Raw genomic sequence first — 1,721 nt, forward strand, 5'->3', positions numbered from 1 at the left:
GCGGCCAGCGGCAGGGCGGCCACGTTGTAGGCGAAGGCCCAGAACAGGTTGCCCTTGATCGTGGCCAGTGTCCTGCGCGACAGCCGGATGGCGTCGGCGGCCACCCGCAGGTCGCCTCTGACCAGGGTCAGGTCGGAGGCCTCGATGGCGGCGTCGGTGCCGGTGCCCATCGCCAGCCCGAGGTCGGCCTGGGCCAGCGCGGCGGCGTCGTTGACCCCGTCGCCCACCATGGCCACGACCCGGCCCTCGTTCTGCAGCCGCTTGACCACGTCGACCTTGTCGGCGGGCAGCACCTCGGCGATCACCTCGTCGATGCCGACCTCGGCGGCCACGGTCTTGGCCACGGCCTCGTTGTCGCCGGTCAGCAACACCGGGGTGAGACCGAGGGCACGCAGCTGGGCGATGGCCTCCTTGCTGGTCGGCTTGACCACATCGGCCACCACCAGCACCGCCCGCGCCTGACCGTCCCAGCCGACCGCGACCGCGGTCCGCCCGGCGGCCTGCGCCGCGTGCAGCTTGCGCTCCAGGTCGGGGGTGAGGTGCTGCGACCATTCCTCCAGCAGCCGAGGCCGGCCGACCAGGACCGCGTGGCCGTCGACGATGCCCTGCACGCCGAGTCCTTCGATGTTGGCGAAGTCTTCGACGGTGGCGTCGGAGCCGGCGGCGCGGGCGATGGCCTGGGCGATCGGGTGCTCGGAGGCGTGCTCCAACGCGCCGGCCAGGCGCAGCACCTCCTCCCGGCTCTCACCTTCGGCCACGTGGACGTCGACCAGGGTCATCTTGCCCTCGGTGACCGTGCCGGTCTTGTCCAGCACCACGGTGTCGATCCGGCGGGTGGACTCCAGCACCTCCGGCCCCTTGATCAGGATGCCCAGCTGCGCACCCCTGCCGGTGCCGACCAGCAGCGCGGTGGGCGTGGCCAGGCCCAGCGCACACGGGCAGGCGATGATCAGCACTGCCACCGCCGCGGTGAAAGCGGCGCCCACGCCGTCGCCGGTGCCGAGCCAGAACCCGAGCGTGCCAAGCGCCAGCGCGATCACGATCGGCACGAAAATCCCGGAGATGCGGTCGGCCAGCCGCTGCACCTGCGCCTTACCGGTCTGCGCGTCCTCCACCAGCTTGGCCATCTGGGCCAGCTGCGTGTCGGCTCCCACCCGGGTCGCGCGGACGATCAATCGGCCGCCCGCGTTCACCGTCGCACCGGTCACCCCATCGCCAGGCTTGACCTCGACGGGCACGGACTCGCCCGTCAACATCGAGGCGTCCACGGCCGAGGTGCCTTCCTCGATCACCCCGTCGGTGGCGATCTTCTCACCCGGCCGGACCACGAACCGGTCACCGACCGAAAGCTCCTCTACCGGGACCCGCCGCCCGTCGGCCAACTCCACGTCCTTGGCGCCCAGTTCCAGAAGGGCTCGCAACGCGGCGCCCGCCCGCCGCTTGGAGCGTGACTCGAAATACCGGCCGGCCAGGATGAACGCCGTCACCCCCGCCGCCGCCTCCAGGTAGATGTTGCCGGAGCCGTCGGTGCGCTCGATGGTGAACGCGAACGGGTGCGTCATCCCGGGCGTGCCAGCGGTGCCGAAGAACAACGCCCACAGCGACCAGCCCAGCGCGGCGATGGTGCCGATCGAGATCAGCGTGTCCATCGTCGCCGCGCCGTGCCGCAGGTTCGTCCAGGCCGCCTTGTGGAACGGCCAGCCCGCATACACCACCACCGG

At 71.6% G+C, this 1,721-nt stretch carries 1 protein-coding gene; it reads right to left on the minus strand.

Features of this window, described 5'->3' with window-relative positions; genetic code table 11:
- A partial coding sequence (locus ACTWPT_RS59830; RefSeq protein WP_443186449.1) for a copper-translocating P-type ATPase occupies window positions 1–1,721 on the minus strand: 1,721 nt, incomplete at both ends.

This window comes from Nonomuraea sp. 3N208 (assembly GCF_052245935.1).
GTDB lineage: Bacteria > Actinomycetota > Actinomycetes > Streptosporangiales > Streptosporangiaceae > Nonomuraea.